Annotated in this window: 21 protein-coding genes; 11 read left to right on the top strand and 10 right to left on the bottom strand. The window is 61.4% G+C overall.

What is annotated here, in order from left to right; translation table 11 throughout:
* Window positions 1-91 precede the first annotated feature (91 nt).
* Complete coding sequence (locus tag AB5Y51_RS05385; RefSeq protein WP_368178133.1) at window positions 92-793, bottom strand: YggS family pyridoxal phosphate-dependent enzyme; 702 nt, start codon at window positions 791-793, stop codon at window positions 92-94.
* Between the two features lie 39 nt (window positions 794-832).
* Here AB5Y51_RS05385 and tapT point away from each other — a divergent pair, with 39 nt between their 5' ends.
* From tapT to yaaA, 3 genes are read left to right on the top strand one after another with little or no spacing between them, the layout of a single operon-like run.
* Window positions 833-1,867 carry a type IVa pilus ATPase TapT gene (gene tapT / locus AB5Y51_RS05380; protein ID WP_010673050.1) on the top strand — a complete coding sequence of 345 codons (1,035 nt, stop codon included), beginning with the start codon at window positions 833-835 and terminating at the stop codon, window positions 1,865-1,867.
* 23 nt (window positions 1,868-1,890) lie between these two features.
* A complete protein-coding gene (locus AB5Y51_RS05375) occupies window positions 1,891-3,000 on the top strand; it encodes a PilT/PilU family type 4a pilus ATPase (protein ID WP_010673049.1) in 1,110 nt (369 codons plus the stop codon).
* A 32-nt stretch (window positions 3,001-3,032) separates the two neighbouring features.
* The gene (gene yaaA / locus AB5Y51_RS05370) at window positions 3,033-3,806 is read left to right on the top strand and encodes a peroxide stress protein YaaA (RefSeq protein ID WP_368178132.1); all 774 of its coding nucleotides are present in this window, start codon (window positions 3,033-3,035) and stop codon (window positions 3,804-3,806) included.
* Between the two features lie 187 nt (window positions 3,807-3,993).
* On the opposite strand, the gene srmB is transcribed toward yaaA, so the two are convergent.
* Window positions 3,994-5,214, bottom strand: coding sequence for an ATP-dependent RNA helicase SrmB (gene srmB, locus AB5Y51_RS05365; protein WP_041210934.1), 1,221 nt, complete (start codon window positions 5,212-5,214; stop codon window positions 3,994-3,996).
* Window positions 5,215-5,341: 127 nt separating this feature from the next.
* On the opposite strand from srmB, the gene AB5Y51_RS05360 reads away from it, so the two are divergent.
* Both AB5Y51_RS05360 and brnQ read left to right on the top strand, forming a co-directional pair.
* Window positions 5,342-6,052, top strand: a complete 711-nt coding sequence (locus AB5Y51_RS05360) for a tRNA1(Val) (adenine(37)-N6)-methyltransferase (RefSeq protein WP_052816059.1) — start codon at window positions 5,342-5,344, stop codon at window positions 6,050-6,052.
* A gap of 190 nt (window positions 6,053-6,242) precedes the next feature.
* Complete coding sequence (brnQ, locus tag AB5Y51_RS05355) at window positions 6,243-7,550, top strand: branched-chain amino acid transport system II carrier protein (RefSeq protein WP_041211055.1); 1,308 nt, start codon at window positions 6,243-6,245, stop codon at window positions 7,548-7,550.
* A gap of 89 nt (window positions 7,551-7,639) precedes the next feature.
* Here the strand turns inward: brnQ and AB5Y51_RS05350 are convergent, their stop codons facing one another.
* Genes AB5Y51_RS05350 through zur form a run of 3 tightly spaced genes read right to left on the bottom strand, consistent with a single transcriptional unit; the run spans window position 7,640 to window position 8,782 of the window.
* Window positions 7,640-7,867 carry a hypothetical protein gene (locus AB5Y51_RS05350; protein ID WP_039039956.1) on the bottom strand — a complete coding sequence of 76 codons (228 nt, stop codon included), beginning with the start codon at window positions 7,865-7,867 and terminating at the stop codon, window positions 7,640-7,642.
* A gap of 5 nt (window positions 7,868-7,872) precedes the next feature.
* Window positions 7,873-8,334, bottom strand: coding sequence for a chemotaxis protein CheX (locus tag AB5Y51_RS05345; RefSeq protein ID WP_010673043.1), 462 nt, complete (start codon window positions 8,332-8,334; stop codon window positions 7,873-7,875).
* Window positions 8,324-8,782, bottom strand: a complete 459-nt coding sequence (zur, locus tag AB5Y51_RS05340; RefSeq protein ID WP_010673042.1) for a zinc uptake transcriptional repressor Zur — start codon at window positions 8,780-8,782, stop codon at window positions 8,324-8,326. The genes AB5Y51_RS05345 and zur overlap by 11 nt, the downstream gene beginning before the upstream one ends.
* 136 nt (window positions 8,783-8,918) lie before the next feature.
* On the opposite strand from zur, the gene dusA reads away from it, so the two are divergent.
* Window positions 8,919-9,905 (top strand): tRNA dihydrouridine(20/20a) synthase DusA, encoded by a 987-nt coding sequence (gene dusA / locus AB5Y51_RS05335; protein WP_323891683.1) that lies wholly within the window; start codon window positions 8,919-8,921, stop codon window positions 9,903-9,905.
* 2 nt (window positions 9,906-9,907) lie between these two features.
* Window positions 9,908-10,057, top strand: coding sequence for a hypothetical protein (locus AB5Y51_RS05330; protein ID WP_082180920.1), 150 nt, complete (start codon window positions 9,908-9,910; stop codon window positions 10,055-10,057).
* Between the two features lie 82 nt (window positions 10,058-10,139).
* Here the strand turns inward: AB5Y51_RS05330 and AB5Y51_RS05325 are convergent, their stop codons facing one another.
* Complete coding sequence (locus AB5Y51_RS05325; RefSeq protein ID WP_029313758.1) at window positions 10,140-10,565, bottom strand: hypothetical protein; 426 nt, start codon at window positions 10,563-10,565, stop codon at window positions 10,140-10,142.
* Window positions 10,566-10,678: 113 nt separating this feature from the next.
* A complete protein-coding gene (gene hupA, locus AB5Y51_RS05320) occupies window positions 10,679-10,951 on the bottom strand; it encodes a nucleoid-associated protein HU-alpha (RefSeq protein WP_005305063.1) in 273 nt (90 codons plus the stop codon).
* A 338-nt stretch (window positions 10,952-11,289) separates the two neighbouring features.
* Between hupA and AB5Y51_RS05315 the strand changes: the two genes are divergently transcribed.
* The gene (locus AB5Y51_RS05315) at window positions 11,290-11,772 is read left to right on the top strand and encodes an Rsd/AlgQ family anti-sigma factor (protein ID WP_029313757.1); all 483 of its coding nucleotides are present in this window, start codon (window positions 11,290-11,292) and stop codon (window positions 11,770-11,772) included.
* A 102-nt stretch (window positions 11,773-11,874) separates the two neighbouring features.
* Complete coding sequence (locus AB5Y51_RS05310) at window positions 11,875-12,261, top strand: PilZ domain-containing protein (RefSeq protein WP_029313755.1); 387 nt, start codon at window positions 11,875-11,877, stop codon at window positions 12,259-12,261.
* Between the two features lie 53 nt (window positions 12,262-12,314).
* On the opposite strand, the gene radA is transcribed toward AB5Y51_RS05310, so the two are convergent.
* Window positions 12,315-13,679, bottom strand: a complete 1,365-nt coding sequence (radA, locus tag AB5Y51_RS05305) for a DNA repair protein RadA (RefSeq protein ID WP_323891685.1) — start codon at window positions 13,677-13,679, stop codon at window positions 12,315-12,317.
* Between the two features lie 100 nt (window positions 13,680-13,779).
* Between radA and AB5Y51_RS05300 the strand changes: the two genes are divergently transcribed.
* Entirely contained in the window at window positions 13,780-16,155 is a 2,376-nt protein-coding gene (locus AB5Y51_RS05300) for a PilZ domain-containing protein (protein WP_368178131.1), read from the top strand.
* Window positions 16,156-16,212: 57 nt separating this feature from the next.
* Here AB5Y51_RS05300 and AB5Y51_RS05295 read toward each other — a convergent pair whose 3' ends face one another.
* Both AB5Y51_RS05295 and serB read right to left on the bottom strand, forming a co-directional pair.
* Window positions 16,213-17,118 (bottom strand): alpha/beta fold hydrolase, encoded by a 906-nt coding sequence (locus AB5Y51_RS05295; RefSeq protein ID WP_043153013.1) that lies wholly within the window; start codon window positions 17,116-17,118, stop codon window positions 16,213-16,215.
* Between the two features lie 28 nt (window positions 17,119-17,146).
* Entirely contained in the window at window positions 17,147-18,151 is a 1,005-nt protein-coding gene (gene serB / locus AB5Y51_RS05290; protein WP_368178130.1) for a phosphoserine phosphatase SerB, read from the bottom strand.
* 193 nt (window positions 18,152-18,344) lie between these two features.
* On the opposite strand from serB, the gene AB5Y51_RS05285 reads away from it, so the two are divergent.
* Window positions 18,345-18,953, top strand: coding sequence for an AhpA/YtjB family protein (locus tag AB5Y51_RS05285; RefSeq protein WP_010673032.1), 609 nt, complete (start codon window positions 18,345-18,347; stop codon window positions 18,951-18,953).
* Window positions 18,954-18,973: the final 20 nt, after the last annotated feature.

Raw genomic sequence — 18,973 nt, 5'->3', positions numbered from 1 at the left:
GCCGACCCAGCCTGTGCGGGCTGACAGCATCACACGCGCCTGTTTACCTGAAAAAAAGCACGACCGGGATGTTTCTCGCCCCAGCTCTTGCTCATGAATAGTCACGGGCCCCGAAGATGGCGGTCCCGACCCGCACCATGGTGCTGCCGTGGGCAATGGCAGGCTCAAGATCCTCGGTCATCCCCATCGAAAGGGTGTCGACGTTCGGGTATTGTTGCGCAAGTTCGGTGAACAGAGCCTGCATGCGCGCCATCTGGGCCGCGAGCACCCCCTCGTCGCGGGTATGCTCGGGGATGGCCATCAGGCCGCGCAGCCGCAGCCGCTCGCTCTGGGCCACCAGGGAGGCCAGGCGGAAAATCTCTTGCTCCGACGTACCGGATTTGCTGCTCTCTCCGCTAATATTGATTTGCAGACAGATATTTAGCGGCGCGAGCCCACTCGGTCTCTGGTTGTTGAGGCGTTCGATGAGCTTGTCGCGATCGACACTTTGAACCCAGTCGAACCGCTCCGCCACCAGCTTGGACTTGTTCGATTGCAGCGGGCCGATAAAGTGCCACTCTATGTCTGTACAGGCGTTCTGCTCGCGCAAGGCATCAATCTTGAGCGCGGCCTCCTGGGCGTAGGATTCGCCAAAGCGCCGCTGGCCGGCGGCATAGGCAGCCTGAATGTCCCCCAGCGGCTTGGTTTTGCTGACAGCAAGCAACTGGATGTGATCTGGGCTGCGGCCAACACGCCGGGCAGCCTCTACAATACGTTCCTTTACCTGAAGCAGGTGCTGGGCAATCTGGCTCATATTTCGTTCGTAATCTTGTGATGGGAGAATAACAAATCTATGGATATCACAGAGTTATTGGCATTCAGTGTAAAGCATAAGGCCTCGGATCTACACCTCTCGGCCGGGGTCCCCCCGATGATCAGGGTTGATGGGGAGGTTCGCAAGATCAATTTGCCCGCCCTGGATCACCGGGAAGTCCATGCCCTCATTTACGACATCATGAATGACCACCAGCGCAAGGAGCTGGAGGAGAACTTCGAGGTGGACTTCTCCTTCGAAGTACCCGGCATGGCACGCTTTCGGGTCAATGCCTTCCAGCAGGCGCGCGGCTCGGGCGCGGTGTTTCGTACCATCCCGAGCACTGTTCTGACCCTGGACGATCTGGGGGCGCCGGAGATATTTCGCAAGATAGCGGAGTACCCTCGCGGCCTGGTACTGGTGACTGGGCCCACCGGCTCGGGCAAATCCACCACCCTGGCCGCCATGGTCGATTACATCAATGACAACTTCCACCACCACATCCTCACCATCGAGGACCCCATCGAATTCGTGCACGAGAACAAGCGCTGCCTGGTGAACCAGCGGGAAGTACACCGCGACACCAAGAGCTTCAGCAACGCCCTGCGCTCGGCCCTGCGGGAAGACCCGGATATCATCCTGGTAGGTGAAATGCGGGACCTCGAAACCATCCGTCTCGCCATGACCGCCGCCGAAACCGGTCACCTGGTGTTTGGCACCCTGCACACCTCCTCGGCCGCCAAGACCATCGACCGTATCATCGACGTCTTCCCCGGCTCGGAGAAGGACATGGTGCGATCCATGCTCTCCGAATCCCTGCGGGCGGTCATCTCCCAGACCCTGCTCAAGCGTATCGGTGGCGGCCGGGTGGCGGCCCACGAGATCATGCTGGGGATCCCGGCGGTGCGAAACCTCATCCGGGAAGACAAGGTGGCCCAGCTCTATTCCGTCATCCAGACCGGGATGACCCACGGCATGCAGACCATGGACCAGAGCCTCAAGCAGCTGGTCAACCGGGGGGTCGTCGCCTCCCTCGATGCCAAGGCCAAGGCGGTCGATCCCAATACCATTTAAGCTCGCACACCCAAGGAGTCGCCATGAACATGGATGTTCTGCTCGCCGCACTGGTTGAACAAAAGGGCTCGGATCTCTTCATCACGGTCGATGCCCCCCCGACCCTCAAGGTCAACGGGCGTCTGGTGTCGCTCAGGCCGGCTCCCCTCGACAAGACGACGGCGCTGGCGTTGATCAGGGAGAGCCTGGACGAGACCCACTTCGAGCGCTTCCTGCACACCCGCGAGGCCAACTACGCCATCCAGCGAGGCTCGCTGGGGCGCTTTCGGGTCAGCGCCTTCTGGCAACAGGATATGCCGGGCATGGTGCTGCGCCGCATCGAGACCCGCATCCCCACCTTTGACGAGCTGGTGCTGCCCCCCATCCTGCAGGAGGTCGCCATGGCCAAACGCGGGCTGGTGCTCTTCGTCGGCGCCACTGGCGCCGGCAAGTCCACCACCCAGGCGGCCATGATCGGCTTTCGCAACCAGCACGGTGACGGCCACATCCTGACGGTGGAGGATCCGGTGGAGTTCGTCCATCAGCACGATCGCTGTCTGGTGACCCAGCGGGAGGTGGGGATCGACACCGCATCCTTCGATGTCGCCCTCAAAAACTCCCTGCGCCAGGCCCCGGATGTCATCCTCATCGGTGAAATCCGCTCCCAGGAGACCATGGAGTTCGCCATCCAGTTCGCCGAGACGGGGCACCTCTGCCTCGCCACCTTGCACGCCAACAATGCCAACCAGGCGCTGGATCGCATCCTGCATCTGGTCCCCCAGGAGAAGCACCGCCAGTTCCTGTTCGATCTCTCCTTCAACCTGCGCGCCATCGTCGCCCAGCAGCTGCTCCCCTCCGCTCACGGGCAGCGCCGGGTCGCCGCCTTCGAGATCCTGCTCAACACCCCGCTCGTCACCGACATCATCCGCAAGGGAGAGATGCACAGACTCAAGGAGGTGATGACCAAATCCGGCGAGCTCGGCATGCAGACCTTCGATCAGGCGCTGTTCACCCTGTTCTGCGCCGGCCAAATTGGCTACAGTGAGGCCCTTGCCCATGCCGACTCCGCCAACGACCTGCGACTGCTCATCAAGCTGTCGGGTCGCGAGCAGCTGGGCGCAGGCACTCTCGACAACGTGACCCTGGATGAATGAGGGGCGTGCGTCACCGCTAGTAAAGGACCGTTATGCTGATTGTGGTTTCCCCGGCCAAGACGCTGGATTACGAGTCACCCCTGGTGACCTCCCGTTTCACCCAACCCGAACTGCTGGACCACTCCGCAGCACTGATCACCCGGGCTCGTCAACTGAGCCCGGACCAGATCGCCAGCCTGATGAAGATCAGCGACAAGCTCGCCGGCCTCAACGCCGCCCGCTTTGCCGAGTGGCAGCCTGACTTCACGCCGGCCAACGCCCGCCAGGCGCTGCTGGCCTTCAAGGGGGACGTCTACACCGGTCTGGCCGTAGAAGATTTCAGCGAGGCCGACCTCGACTTCGCCCAGACCCACCTGCGCATGCTCTCCGGCCTTTATGGCGTGCTGCGGCCGCTTGACCTCATGATGCCCTACCGCCTGGAGATGGGGATTAGGCTGGAGAACCCGCGCGGCAAGGACCTCTACCAGTTCTGGGGCGACATCATCACAGCGCACCTGAACAAGGCGCTGGCAGCCCAGGGGGACGACGTGCTGATCAACCTCGCCTCCGACGAGTATTTCAAGTCGGTGCGCCCGAAAGCCCTGCAGGGGCGCATCATCACCCCGGTCTTCAAGGACGAGAAGAACGGCCAGTTCAAGATCATCAGCTTCTACGCCAAGAAGGCCCGCGGCATGATGGCACGCCACATCATCAAGCATCGGCTCACCCGGGTGGAACAGCTGACCGGTTTCAATGCCGACGGCTACTACTTCGTACCGGAAGAGTCCGACGCCAATACCCTGATGTTCAAGCGCGCTGAAAATTAATTACACATTCAAGGGAACCAAGTCGGAGATCCTCGGGTCTGACTCTGTGAATCCTCTGTTGTAAGCACTTTTTGTTGGCCGACGTCCTTGCGTCGGCTTTTTTCTGCGCCTCTCTCAGGCCACTCCCCAGGCAGCAGACAGCAAAACGGCCATCCTGGGATGGCCGTTTCAACTGTGCTCGAGGGCATTACTTCTTTTTCTTCTTTGCCGACTTCTTGGCATCCTTCGGCTTTTTCTTCTTCACCGGCACCCGCGCTTCCTTGTGTCTGGGGCGCAGCTCATCGATCACCCGGCGCTTGAGGCGCTCCTCGGTGTAGCGTTCGATCTTGGCGACCATGGCCATGTCGTGGGCTTCCACCAGGCTGATGGCGCAGCCACGGTTGCCGGCACGACCGGTACGACCGATGCGGTGCACATAGACATCCGCGCCGTAGGGCATGTCGTAGTTGATGACATGGCTGACGTTCGGCAGGTCGATACCGCGGGCGGCCACGTCAGTGGCGATGAGGAAGGGCACCTCCCCTTCATGGAACTTGCGGATAGACTCGATGCGCTTGGCCTGCTCCATCTCGCCACGGATCCAGGCACAGGGCACGCCTGCCGCCTGCAACTGGCCGGAAAGCTCCGCCAGTCGCTCACGGGTCTTGACGAAGATGATGGCCTTCTGGGTCTCCGGGTTTTTCAGGATGTGCACCAGCAGAGCCAGCTTGTGGGCGGCATCATCGGCCAGGTGGATCCACTGGGTGATGGGGCGGCGCTCGCTGCGGGGCGGCTCGGCGTGCAGCTCAACCGGGTCTTTGAGGATCTCGCTCGCAAACTTCTCGAGGCCGGCCCCTTCCAGGGTGGCGGAGAAGAGCATGGTGTGCTTGCGGTAGCGCGCCTCTTCCACGATGCGGTTCACGTCCTTGATGAAGCCCATGTCCAGCATCCGGTCCGCTTCATCCAGCACCAGCACCTCGATGTCGTGGCTCTCGAACTCCTCTTTCTCGATGTACTCGAGCAGACGGCCCGGGGTGGCCACCACGATGTCGGTGGTCTTGGTCAGGGCAGGCAGCTGCTCTTCATGGCTGACACCACCGATGATGGTCTCGATGCTGAGATGGGTGTGCACCGCCAGGGCCTTGGCGTGAGCACTCACCTGCAGCGCGAGCTCGCGGGTCGGAGTCAGGATCAGCATGCGGCACGGACCCGGCTTGCGGCGCGGGAAGTCCAGCAGGTGCTGCATCGCGGGCAGCAGGAAGGCGGCGGTCTTGCCGGTTCCGGTCGGCGCAGAGGCCAGAATATCGCGGCCGTCCAGGGCTGGCTCCAGCACCATCTGCTGGATGGTGGTGGGGCGGGTGAAACCCATCTCGGCCAAGGCCCGACTGAGGGCTGGATTCAGGTCGAAATCATCAAAGGACTGGCTCATGGCAATACTCGGTCATTAAGGAAGCGGCAGATTATAGGCGATTATGCCGCCGGCTCCTATGGTGACTGTGGCTTAGCCGCTATAATCGCCGGCCATTTTCCGCGGGCAGGCACAGGAGGAGGGCCGAATGGGGCGCAACAACGGTTTCACGTTCAAGCAATTTCACATCGATCACGACCGCTGCGCCATGAAGGTCGGTACGGACGGCATTCTGCTGGGAGCCTGGGCGCCGGTCGACAGCGCCCGCCGGGTGCTGGACATCGGCACCGGCAGCGGCCTCATCGCCCTGATGCTGGCCCAGCGCAGCACGAACGACTGCCACATAGACGGGGTGGAACTGGATATGGATGCAGCCATGCAGGCCCAGGAGAATGTGGCGGCCTCCCCCTGGCGTGAGCGGGTCACCATCATAGAGAGCGCCATTCAGGATCACCTCGCCCCCCCTTACGATCTCATCGTCTCCAACCCGCCCTATTTCCCGGCAGGCCAGACACTCCGCGATCCGGCCAGGGCTCTGGCCCGTCATACCGGGGGGCTCGACCCCAGGGGATTGCTGGCCGCCAGCGATCGCCTGCTGAGCCGTACCGGGCAACTGGCCCTGGTGCTGCCCACGGCGATGGCGGATGAAATTTTATGCATTTCGTCGAGTTATGATCTGTATGAGCGTTGTTATCTGGCTGTTACCACCAGAGAGGGGAAAGAGGCAAATCGTGTTTTATTGCTGCTTGGCAGAGGATTAAACAAGTGTGAGAGGGGTGAAATTGTGATCCATTCTGCCACAGGAGGCTATTCCGACAGATATATCCAACTAACCAGCCCCTTCTATTTGAAGATGTAAATTTTGCCTTGAACTATTTTTTCACATCATTATGCTGACTGCTAAATGAGCGCCCGCTCAAGACCAGTTCAAACCACTGGTCGCGATGAAAAAACCAGCGGGGCTCTTTTTTTTACCCCCGGAAAGTGCCGGTCACTGACAAATAAAAAACTATAACAAGCAATAGTTTACAAGACAGACGAGGTTGAACTTGACGAAATCACTCACATTGTCCGATGTACTCGGATTGGGCTTCATGACCTTTGCGTTCTATCTGGGCGCAGGCAACATCATCTTCCCGCCCCTGGCCGGCTTCATGGCGGGTGAGCACCTCTCCCTGGCCATGCTGGGCTTCCTGGTCACCGCCGTGGGCCTGCCCCTCATCACCATCATCGCCGTCGCCAAGGCTGGCAACGGCTGGGCCGGCATGACCAAGCTGCTGCCGGTCGGCGTGGCCACCGCACTGGCCGTCGCCATCTACATCATCATCGGCCCGGCCTTCGCCGCCCCCCGTACCGGCCTAGTGGCCTACGAGATGGGCCTCAAGCCCTTCCTTGGCGACATGGGACCATCCGGTCTGGCTGCCTACACAGTACTGTTCTTCGGCGTGGCCATCCTGGTCTCACTCAACCAGGGCAAGCTGATGGATGCCATCGGCAAGTACCTGACCCCGCTGCTGATGCTGCTGCTGCTGACCCTGGCCATCGGTGTCTTCGTCGCACCGCAAGGAAGCATGCCTGCCGCATCCGGTGACTACCAGAGCACCCCCTTCGTGAAGGGCATTCTGGAAGGCTACAACACCATGGACACCCTGGCGTCCCTGATGTTCGGCGCCCTGATCGTCGACCTGCTGCGCCAGAAAGGCATCCATGACTACCAGAGCCAGTTCAAGTACCTTGCCATCGCGGGCATCATCTCCGCCATCGGTCTCTCCGTGGTCTATGTCTCCCTGTTCCAACTGGGCAACACCGCTGCCGGCGTCGCCACCGACGTGAGCAACGGCGGTGCCATCGTCAACGCCTACGTGCTGAGCCTGTTCGGCCAACCGGGTCAGTTCATCCTGGCTGCCATCATCACCCTGGCCTGCTTCACCACGGCCGTCGGCCTCATCTCCGCCTGCTCCGACTTCTTCCACAACCTGACCGGCATGAGCTACAAGAAGCTGGTCGTGCTGCTGGGTGTCATCTGCGGCGTCGTGGCCAACGTGGGCCTGAGCCAGCTCATCAGCCTCTCCATTCCGGTGCTGGTCGCCATCTACCCGGTTGCCGTGGCGCTGGTGCTGGTCACCTTCCTGAAGGGTTACTTCGGTCGCCCCCGCCTGGTGTTCCGCTCCGTGCTGCTGGTCGCCTTCCTGTTCGGCTGCCTGGACGGCCTGGGCGCCGCCGGCATGAAGATGGATGCGTTCGCCTTCCTGCCGCTGTTTGACAAGGGCCTGGCCTGGTTGCTGCCGACCCTGCTGGCCTGTGGCCTCGGTGTCATGGTGCGTGGCAATGGCAAGCTGGCAGCAGAAGCAGCCTGATAACAGATCTTGACCCAATAAAGAGGCCAGCATTCGCTGGCCTCTTTTTTGTTGGTGCAATCTGATCCATCCGTTGTGGAGAGCGCTCGTCAGAGTACGGTTGCTGGCTTGGGTTTGCCTGCAAGACCGTACCAGTGATGCTCAAACCGGCCCGCATGCCAGCGCAGGGTGCCCCAGGGCTGGTCAGCCTGCCAGCGCGGGAAGTTGATCTCCACGCGGTTGTCTTCGTACTTGTAGAGAGAGGTGCTGATCTCGATATCCGACAGGATAAGCAGCACCACCCCACCGATGACACTCCATTTCAGCATCTTCCACATGGCGATTACTCGAAGCAGATCTCGATGGTGGCACGGCCATACTCCGATTCGAACGGCATCATGATCTTGGCGCCGTCGGCCCGGTGAGTGATGGTGTGATTGGGACCGGAGACGATGACCGGGGTCGCCATGTCGAACTCATAGCCCTTCTCCCCCAGCATGCGTTTGGCGCCGCCCGTCACCATGTTGGTGATCTCGCCCACCATGTCGGTCACTTCCTCGTTGATGGTGGCCGGCGCCTCCCCCAGCATGCGACGCATGATCTCCAGTGCCAGCCCCTTCTCGAAGCTGATGGAGAGGGAACCCCGGGTCTGCGGACCCACCATGCCAATCAGGCCGGAGACATCTCCCCGAGCCAGCTCGTCCGTCTTGCGCTTGGGCGCGCCCGGTTTGAGTTCCAGCTGTGCCATGGTGGAGAGCACGTTGAGCAGGGAGAGCAGGAACGGGTTTACAAAATCAGCCTTCATCTTGACTTCCTACGGTAGCGGAACAGCGGGCACATTGACCATGGGCTTCTATGGTCTTGTTGGTAATAGTAAAACCATGCTGATGAGCCTGCTCGGAAAAGGCGCCGTCGATGGCGGGATCGTGCAGCTCCACTACCTCACCGCAACGATCGCAGATCAGCAGTTGCATCGGGTGGGCATGGTCGAAGTGGCAGCAGAAGATGAAGGCGTTGAGCGACTCCACCTTGTGGGCAAAGCCCTGTTCGAGCAGGAAGTCGAGCGCCCGATAGACGGTAGGTGGTTTGGCATGAGCCTCGGTCTGCTGCAACTGGGCCAGCAAATCATAGGCACTGATGGCATTGCCGTGGGCGGCAAGCAGCCGGAGCACCTGGCGCCGTGTCGGGGTGAAACGGATCCCGCGCTGCTCGCAGAGGCGTTCCGCTCGTTGTAGAAGTTGGTCTTGATTCATGTTCACGCAGATACCCTGTCAATTAGCCGGATACTATCACAGGGCCCCCAGTGCGCGGCGACAAAATTCATTTTCTGGGGCTGTCTCACGTTGTGATAGAATCCCGCCCCTTGTTTGGCCAACCCGGATGATTTTTATGCAGGCGCAGCGCTTTTCCATCGCCCCCATGCTGGACTGGACCGATCGGCATTGCCGTTATTTCCACCGTCTGATGACCCGCCAGACCCTGCTCTATACCGAGATGGTGACCACGGGCGCCATCATCCACGGCAAGGGCGACTATCTGGGCTACAGCGAGCAGGAACACCCTCTCGCCCTGCAACTGGGTGGCAGCAACCCGGCAGACCTGGCCCGCTGCGCCAGGCTCGCCGAGGAGCGCGGCTATGACGAGATCAACCTCAACGTCGGCTGCCCCTCCGATCGGGTGCAAAACGGCCGCTTCGGCGCCTGCCTCATGGGTGAACCCGCACTGGTGGCCGATTGCGTCAAGGCGATGCGCGACGTGGTCAACATTCCGGTCACCGTGAAGACCCGTATCGGCATCGACGATCAAGACTCCTACGAGTTCTTGCAGGCCTTCATCGAGCAGGTAAGGGACGCCGGTTGCGATACCTTCATCGTCCATGCCCGCAAGGCCTGGCTGAGCGGTCTGAGTCCGAAAGAGAACCGCGAGATCCCGCCCCTCGATTATCCTCGCGTCTACCGGGTCAAGCAGGATTACCCGGATCTGACCATTGCCATCAACGGCGGGGTGACCAGTCTGGAGCAGACTCTTGAACATCTGCAGCACCTCGACGGGGTCATGATGGGCCGCGAAGCCTACCAGAACCCCTACATTCTGGCCCAGGTGGACAATCTGGTGTTCGGCGAGAACCGTGCCGTGCCGAGCCGCCACGAGGTGGTGCGGATGATGCTGCCTTACATCGAACAAGAACTGGCCAAGGGCAACTACCTCTCCCACATGACCCGCCACATGCTGGGGTTGTTCCAGAACATGCAGGGCGCGCGTGCCTGGCGTCGCCATCTGAGCGAGAATGCCTGCAAGCCGGGGGCCGACATTCAAGTGGTGCTGGACGCCATGGCCAAGGTGCCGGAGTTCGTGCCAGCCGACGCGGTGGAGTGATCATGTACCGCTTCACCGGCTCCTGGCTGCACAAGGCCGTGGTGCGTCTGTGCGCCGGCCTGCTCACCATTCTCGGCATCAAGCTCAGCGCCTTCTATTTCATCGGGCTGCTGATCGTGCTGGGGCTGCACCGGGACCAACTCCTGGGCTGAACGCCACCTCTCCCGAACAAGAAAAAGCCGGCGCCCCTGCGCCGGCTTTTTTGTCACCACGGAGGTGACCCGACAGTCTAGCTTACTCCTCCTGAACCATGAACTGGAGTTCAGGGGGAGAAGAGGTCAGCACATCGGCGCAGTAATCCCAGGTCGAGATGCGGTAGTGCTGCAAATCTTCATCCAGGTGCAGTCCATCGGATTCCTGATGGAACCAGCTGGCAAAACGGGACGGGGTGATGAGCTGGATCTGCTCCTCGATGACGTGGCTATCACGCCCCTCCGCCAGATCGCAGTCCTCCATCACCCGCACCGCGAAGATGTGGCGAAAACTCACCCGGCACAGGGGCAACGGAGGCAGATCGATGCTGCGAGCACGCCCCAGCATGACGGTCAGGGTGTCGCTCCAGATATCCTGATGCAGTTCGGCCACGACCAGGCCGGGAGGGAGTTGACGAGAGGGAGCCCAGGGGACGGCTACCTGCCGAATGGCATTTTTCTGTTCCATATCCACCTCGCTACAGCGCATGCCATATCCTGAGTGTATCTGAAACAAATTTTGACGAAGATGGCAAGAAAAAACCCGGCACAAGCCGGGTTTCATTTGATTACAAGACGACCTTATTTGACGGCGTCTTTCAGCGCCTTGCCAGCCACAAAGGACGGCACATTGGCAGCTGCAATCTGGATCTCTTTACCGGTTTGCGGGTTGCGACCGGTACGGCCCGCGCGATGGTTGACCTTGAAGGTACCAAAACCCACCAACTGAACGGCATCGCCCTCTTTCAGGCTCTGGGTAATACCATTGATGATCTCTTCCAGAGCGACTTTGGCCTGAGCTTTGCTCAGGTCTGCTTTGGCGGCAATTGCATCGACAAGTTGAGCTTTGTTCATAACATTTCCTTTATGATCGGGCATTTAGCACCGGGCCACTCTATTCAAAAAAAAACACTCAGGCAAAGGCTTTATCAGCCGGATTGGCTTGAATGCTGGGGTTTTCATCAAGATCTGCGGAAATAGTCACATATATCGCCCCCTTGTCCCCTGGATGGGCGACAGGATGCGAAGTACCGGTGGGGAGAGGCATGCAAATCCCCGCCTGATGTAACAATATCCCTACACTCCTATTGACGGTCAACTGGATTTTCCCTAGTTATAGGAGTGTCGTCAGTCGATGAGAATGACCGGAGGCATGCGACCCGAGAGCCGCATGTCATGCCCATGGAGGGACTATGTTAACTGAACTGGAAAAAACCAAGCGCGCACTGGCAGGCAAGCACAGAGCAATAGATGACTGGCTGGATGCCAGACAGGCGTTGCTGGTCGAGTACATGCGACTGGCAGGCCTCATGCCCGCCAAGTGCAAGCAACGCACCCTCCCAGGCCATGTAGAACTGCAACGTTTTTGCGAACAACTGGTCGACTACGTCAGCGCAGGCCATTTCGAGATCTACAACCACGTCGTCACCGCCTTTGAGCAAGCCAGCGGCGACAAACTGGAGCTGGCCAAGCGCATCTACCCCCATATCCGTGCCTGTACCGAATTCGCGTTGGAGTTCAACGACAAGTACAGCAACGCCGACGAAGCCCAGTTGCTGCAACTGGACGAGGATCTGAACCAACTCGGCCCCGTGCTGGAAGACAGGTTCAAACAGGAGGATCGGCTGGTCAAGGCGCTGCAGGTGGTGGAATCCCTCAGCCATCAGCAGGTCTGATATTCAATATCGGAGCCAGTTCAATATCCTGGCGTGCCAGCTGGATTACACTCTGCAACATGAAGGATGAGCATCTTGCTCGCACGCAGACCGGAGACGACCATGGCCGAGCGCCGCCACTTTACTCGTATTTTCTATTTGACCGCCGCCAAGCTCACCCAGGGTGAACACCAGTGGCGCACCCAGCTGGTCGATGTCTCCCTGCAGGGAGCCCTGCTGCTCAGACCCGAGGATTGGGTCGCCAGCGAGGACAAGGAGTACGAGATCTGCTTCGTGCTCGGGGGCAGCGACATCGAGATCAAGATGCAGGTCGAGCTGACCCACGAAGCCAGCAAGAAGCTGGGGTTTTACTGCCACCACATCGACATCGACAGCGCCACTCACCTCAAGCGGATGATCGAGCTGAACATCGGAGAGGAGCAACTGCTCCATCGCGAGCTGGAGCAGTTGCTGCAAGAGCACCGAGACCACGTCCCCCCCGAATCCTGAGCGGGCGGGCAGAAAAACAAAGGAGCGTTCATACGCTCCTTTTTCATGGTTGGTTACAGGGCCTCGAGGGCATCGGAGAGTTTCTTCACCGGCACCACCTCCATCCCCTCGATGGGATGTTTGGGCGCATTGGCATGCGGGACGATGGCTCGGCGGAAACCGTGCTTGGCCGCCTCCTGCAGTCGCTCCTGACCCGAGGGCACGGGCCGTATCTCGCCGGAGAGTCCCACCTCGCCAAAGACCACCAGATCCTTGGGCAGGGCCTGATCCCGGAAGCTCGACACCATGGCCAGCAGCAGCGCCAGATCCGCGCTGGTCTCCTCGACTTTGACGCCACCCACCACGTTGATGAACACATCCTGATCCGCCATCTGCAACCCGCCGTGACGATGCAGCACCGCCAGCAGCATGGCGAGACGGTTGTGGTCCATCCCCACCGCCACCCGGCGCGGATTGGAGAGCTGGGAGTAATCCACCAGCGCCTGCAACTCCACCAGCAGGGGGCGCGTGCCTTCCCAGATCACCATGACGATGGAGCCCGGAGCCTGCTCCTCCCCGCGGCTGAGGAAAATCGCGGAAGGGTTGCTCACCTCCTTCATTCCCTGCCCGGTCATGGCGAAGACCCCCAGTTCGTTGACCGCACCGAAGCGGTTCTTGTGGGAGCGCAGGGTGCGAAAACGCGAGTCGTGCCCGCCATCCAGCAGCACGGAGCAGTCGATACAGTGCTCCAGCACCTTGGGGCCCGCCAGGGTGCCGTCCTTGGTGACGTGGCCCACCATGAAGATGGCCACATGATTCTGCTTGGCATAGCGTGTCAGCAGCGCCGCCGACTCCCGCACCTGGGAGACGGACCCCGGCGCAGACTGCACATCCGCCACGTGCATCACCTGGATGGAGTCGATGACCATGATCTGAGGTTGCTCCTGCTGGGCGATGAGGCAGATCTGCTCTACGCTGGTCTCGGACAACATGCGCAGCTTGTCCGTGGGCAGACCCAGCCGACCGGCCCGCATCGCCACCTGTTGCAGTGATTCCTCACCGGTCACATAGAGGGTCTTCATGCGCTGCGCCAGGCCGCACATGGTCTGCAACAACAGGGTCGACTTGCCGGCCCCGGGGTTGCCGCCGATGAGAATGGCCGAACCGGGGACCACGCCGCCACCGAGTACACGGTCCAGCTCCTTGAAGCCCGAGCTGAAACGGGGGATCTCCGTGGTGGCGATCTCTGCCAGGGTCTGCACCTGGCTGCCGACGGCGCCCGCATAACCGGTATAGCGAGCACTCTTGCCGGGTATCGTCACCCCCAGTCGCACCTCGGTGATGGTGTTCCACTCCTTGCACTCGCTGCACTGGCCTTGCCAGCGGGTGAAGTCGGCTCCACATTCGGAACAAACATAGGCGGTTTTGTTTTTGGCCATGGATAACTCGGGGACAGGATGAATTCCTGCTTGATATACTTGTTTGCGACCGGCAGATCAAACCCAGAATCGGAAAAGTGACTTTCCGCGGCAGGAATACATGGATTCAGAACAACCACTACATCTGATAGAACAACTTGTCCCCCTGCTCCGGGAAAAGGACTTCGACGAAATCTTCAACCGTCTGACCCAGAACGAAAATACCAACAGCCGGTTCCTGCTGAAGATGGAACTCAAGCGCAAGTGCACCCCCTGCCGGCGCGTCATCGACATGCGCAACGAGCTGGGCGCCCTCTGTCAGGTGCATGAGTTCGACGGGGTGACCCACTTCATGCCCGCCGAGGCCATCGAGCTGTTTCAATCCCAGTGCTACCTCTACCGGGACAGCTACACCCTGGGGGTCTACGAGGCGCTGCAAGCCTGGTACAAACTCAACCAGGGGCGCAGCGACAATCTGGCGCTGCCCATCAGCCCGTTTCGCCCGTTCGATGTCAGCGCCATCCCCTTCGCCAGCCATTACGGGCGACAGGAAGAGCGCATGCACTTCAGCTCTCCCATGGAGCTCCAGCTCGCCAACGGCGAGAAGATCCTCGCCAAGAGCTCCGACATCTCCCTCGGCGGCATCCGGGTATCCGTGCCCTATCTGCCCGACTACCAGACAGGCGACCTGATAGCCGTCTTCTTCACCGGACTGGAACGCGATCATCCCCATCCCCTGCTGCGTGACCCGGTCAGCTACCAGATCCTGGGGGAGGAGAGAAAAGAGGACAAATTCTGGCTCAGGCTGCTCAAGAACGGCGAGCATCCGGTGTTTGACGAGTTCCTGCGCGATTTCATCGAGCGCAACCGCAGCCGCTATCGCGTCAGCGTCGACTACCTGCTCTCCGCCGCCGTCATCAAGGGGTATGAGCAGTTCTATCTGCCGCGCATGACCGGCATGCCCCTCTATTTCGGCAAGGGCAGCGTCCCCGCCCTCGAGATCGCCCTGCGCACCGAGAACAACCAGCACATTCTCGAATACTGGCGCGACGCCAAGAACCGCGACATGCTCGCCAGCCTCTTCACTGCGGCCCGCATGCCCTCGTTGCTCCCGGGCAAGGAGGGGCTGCGCGAGACGCTGATCTACTGCTTTACCCATGCGGTACGCAGCCACCTCTACTTCTTCTCCGCGACCCGGGAGGAGCTGGAACAGAGCGGACTGACCGCGCTCTTCTTCCAGATCGGCGCCCGCCGCCCCAGCTGGCGGGTATACAAGTTCAGCATGGAAGCCTGCACCCTGCGGGAGGCCGACCTCGACAACCCCCAGGGCGGGGCGAGCCCGTTGCAGGACAGGCTGCTGCGCGAGCGCCTGGCCCAGCTCGGATACGTGGGCATGCTGCAGGAGATAAACCTGGACAACCAGCGTGACGAGTTCCAGCGAGAGACGGGTCAGGATCCGCTCAACGCCAACGCCTTGCAGCGCTTTGGCCATGACATCCATGCCGCCCCCTTCGAGATAGAGACGCTGCACTATGTGCAACTGCGCAAGGAGGCGCGCTACATGCACAAGACGGCCATCGTCTTGCATCACAAGGAGCGATCCTGGGTCGGCTGGACCCGAGACATCTCGGCCCACGGCATGCAAATCGAGCTGGAGGAGCCGTTCGACGGGGAGAAGGGAGACATCATCACGGTGGCTCTGCCCCGCTTGCAGGAGCTCGCCAGGAACATGGACCTGCAACGCCTGCCCTATCGGCTGGTCAGCCTCAACCTGAGCAGAACCGTGCTGCATCTGTGCATCGAGGGGACGGCCGAGCGCCATACCGGCCACCAGTTCTTCAGCCTGCTGATCGAAAGCAACCAGAACAAGCTCAAGACCACCCGGGAGTTCAATCGCTATCGCGGCATGGCCAGGGCGCTGCGCAACCTCTACACCCACCACCTGTTCAACACCCCCGTCTATGTGAACAAACTCAAGGCCGCCCCGAAACTGGCCGCGGCCGGCCTCTCGCCACAACCACGCAGCCTTTCCCGTCTTCTGCGCATCTGTGCCGAGCAGGATCAGCAGTTGAACCTGTATCCCCTGTTCCAGGGGGCGCTGCTCAAGGCCCTGCTGCTCAATCCCCTGCGCGCCATCGAGCGGGAAGACAAGCCGGAAGAGGAGGAGGTCTACATCGCCGCCCTCCATTCCCAGGGGGGAACCCCCCTGTTTCGCAGCCACCTGGCCAGCAGCTTCAGCTCACCGGATCAAAAGCGCCGCTTCATCGAGCTGGCCCGGCAACAGGGCGAGTTCTATTCGGTACTGGTGGGTATTTCGCGCACCGGCCGCCCGGACACCAGCTTCATCGCGGGTGAACTGGACTACATCGCCAAGTTCGCCATTCACAAGGCCAAGAAGCTGGAAGAGGAGCTCTGGAGTGTCGTGGGCGTGGGTGAACTGACCGATACCACCGAGGCGACCCTGTTCCGCCTTGGCATACCATCCGGGCCCCGCTAGCCAGCAGGGCCGGGAGACAACAAAAAACGGGCACGCAAGTGCCCGTTTTTTTGTCTATCAGGCAGCCTGGGGGTTGCGCAGCCAGGCGAGGATGTCGGGGAAGTGATCCTCCTGTGCCTGGGGCGCCGTCAGCATGTTGATGTGGTCGTAATCGAGCCGGTTGCCGTTGTCCCGCCCAAGGCGGGTGTGGCGGGCAGCCGAGCCCATCTCGTCGCTGAAGCGGCGCACGTCGACGGGGTGGCCAAGTACCTTGTCCGCCTTGGCGGAGATCATCCAAAGCGGGGGCCAGTTGACCCGGCTCGCCGCCTCGTCATAGGCGAAGCCGTCAAAGGGGTCCAACCAGGGCCCGCACTTGACCCAGGGGATGGTCTCCTGCAAGTAGCGCAGGGGCTCATCATCGGCCCCTATCTTCAACCGGCGGGCGGCCAGAAACCCCCGGCGGCGCGCCAGCCAGGGGGCGAGCCGGTTCCAGATCAGATCCACCTTCAACCAGCGCTCCGGGTTCTGCACCGAGACCCCCCGCTTGGTGCCGAAGAACACCAGGCTGGCAACCTGCTCCGCCAGCTCGGGGAAGCGCACCAGGGTCGAGGCCATGATGACGCCGCCCCAGGAGTGGGCCATCCAGTGCACCCGGGCACCGGCATGGCGGGCCGATACCCAGCGCTGCAGAGCGGGCAGATCCTCGGTGATCAGCTCATGCTGGCCGTGGCCGGCCCGCTCGGCGATGGTCGGTGTGCTCAGACCCCGACCACGCAGATCCGCCACATAGACCTGATACCCGTGGCGAGCCAGAAAGCAGGCCAGCCCCTTGCCCGATTCGGTGTAGAAGATGCGGCCGTTCTCGATGGCCCCGTGCACCATCAGGATGGGGTCGGCATGCACCGCGACACCGGGCTGGATATGGCGCACATGGAGTCGATGCTCACCGCAGGGGACAAACAGGGATTGCTGTAACAGTTCCATCTCGTGATCGACTCCTCCTTGAGCGGGATCAGCACCAGCGTCGGTCGCGACAAGCCAGGGCGCCGAGCAGGCAGAGCACCCCTTCCAGATCGTGGTGATTGAGGGTCGCCGCCGCCTGGGCACGAACCAGGGGTTTGGCATGAATGGCAATGCCAAGCCCCGCCACCCCCATCATCTTGAGATCGTTGGCACCATCGCCGACCGCGACCGTCTGGGATGCAACCACCCCGTACTCCGAGGCCAGCTGTTGCAGCGCCTCGGCCTTGGCGGCGGCATCGACGATGGGGCCGCTCACCTTGCCGGTCAGCAGGCCCCCTTCCACCGCCAGCTCGTTGGCGAAAATGGCATCCAGACCCAGAGCACGCTGCAACTCGCCGGCAAAGCGGGTGAAGCCACCGGAGGCGATCGCCACCTTCCAGCCAGCCTGCTTGAGGGCATCGACCATGAGTGGCAGGCCCGGCATCCAGGGCATGTCGGCCGCCACCTCGTCGAGGATGGTGACCGGCGCCCCTTCCAGCAGCGCCACCCGGGCACGCAGACTGTCGGCAAACTCCAGCTTGCCCTGCATGGCTGCCGCGGTAACGGCCGCCACCTGCTCACCGACCCCGGCCAGCCGCGCGATTTCGTCGATGCACTCTATCCTGATCGCGGTGGAATCCATGTCCATCACCAGCAGACCGGGCTCACTCAGGGTGGGCAGGGCGGCCAGATGACACAGGTCGATGTCCCACTCCTGGGCTTTGAGCGCCTGCACCAGCTCGGGGGAGAAGCGGTTGGTGCCAAGCAGCAGCAGCGGAATACCGGCCTGCTCCCCTGCGGGATAGAGGCTGGCCTCGAGCCCCAGGGCATCCAGCTGCTGGGCCAGGCGGGCCAGATGACCGGCCTCCAGCCCCTTGCCAAACAGGACAATCCAGGCGCTGTCGTGGGCGTTGGTCGCGGGCAGCAGGGCTTCGTTGGTGAGCTGCCAGCAGGGGGCACAGCTCAGGGCCCCGGACAAGTCGTGCAGGGAGCGGGGAAGTTGGGACAACAACATAAGAGAGACGCCTTCCTTGGAAATCATGGGGTTCATCATGCGGGCCCAGAGTAGCGTATTGCTTTTTGTACAGGCAAGCGCCAAGATCCCGCCTGCGGTGCGGGCAGACATGGAAACAGACCACCCTGTTTCCCGCTTCGCGGCACCGGGGCACCAGCCAGCCCCGCTCATCCATTACCAGAGGCCCGGTTCTGTGCGTCATCTTCCCATCAAACGTGTTGTCAGCCTGGCGGCGGGAGTCCTGCTCGGTCTCTGGGTGCTGGTGCTGCTCATTCACATGCAGGGAGAGAGCCAGGCCGCCCTGCACGCGGCGGCACGGGACAGGGCACAGGCGCTGGTCGCCTATGCCGCCCGGGACATGCGCCGCTGGATCAAGGAGGACAAGGAGAGCGAACTGGAGAGACTGGCGCAGGATCTGGCCGCCGAGCCTGACATTCTGGATGTCACCCTCTACGACGCCCGCGGCATTCCCCTCGCCCAGTCGGACAACGCCCTGCCGCTGGACAGCCTGCTGCCCATCGGCAGCGACAACAAATCCCTGCCGGAGCAGGGCAAGGGGCGCATCCAGTTCGTCCAGGAGATCCAGGACGGAAACCTGACCCTGGGCTATCTGAGGATCACCCTGGAAGAGCAGAAACTGCTGGCCGCACAGGATACCCATCTCAAGGTCAACCAGGAGAAACAGCGCCTGATGCTGCTGGTGATGCTGCTGGCCGGCCTGCTCATCTCCTACGGAGTCCGTCGCAACTACATGCGGGTGCGCAAGCACAAGAAACAGAGCAAACCCGCCGCTCCGCAATAAGCAGGGGGTGGATCCCATCC

Origin of the sequence: Aeromonas sp. R7-1 (assembly GCF_040908115.1) — a bacterium.
Taxonomy (GTDB): domain Bacteria; phylum Pseudomonadota; class Gammaproteobacteria; order Enterobacterales; family Aeromonadaceae; genus Aeromonas; species Aeromonas caviae.
This window is presented reverse-complemented; position numbering and strand designations above follow the sequence as displayed.